This window comes from Burkholderia sp. SIMBA_051 (assembly GCF_046534915.1).
In the GTDB taxonomy this organism is placed as follows: Bacteria; Pseudomonadota; Gammaproteobacteria; order Burkholderiales; family Burkholderiaceae; genus Burkholderia; species Burkholderia ambifaria.
This window is the reverse complement of the sequence record NZ_JAWRXS010000228.1, coordinates 1-276: the sequence shown is the minus strand read 5'-3', so window position 1 is coordinate 276 and position 276 is coordinate 1. Positions and strand designations below refer to the sequence as shown.

Below are 276 nucleotides of genomic sequence, written 5' to 3'. Positions count from 1 at the left end.
ACCGCAGGACGGCGAGCGGCAGCGGCTGGGCGTGGCCCGGATGTTGACCGACACGACCTGGGAGTTCCGGATAGGCGAGGCCCTGCCGTCGGGCTCCTACACGCTGAGCGCGATTCCCGAGAACCGGTTGACGGGGATCGGCAACGACATCGCCGCGGCGATAGCCAATTTCCAGGTCCAGCATCGCACCATCACCGAGCTGAACGACCAGACGGGGGCCTTGCAGGGCAACCTGCTGGATCAAGATCCAGGCTCGCGCCTGACCGACGAGGCCAC

At 67.0% G+C, this 276-nt stretch carries 1 protein-coding gene; it reads left to right on the top strand.

Annotation, left to right across the window (positions count from 1 at the left end):
- Window positions 1-276, top strand: a 276-nt coding sequence (locus SB771_RS34300; RefSeq protein WP_410721951.1) for a hypothetical protein, incomplete at both ends; no start/stop codon positions are given.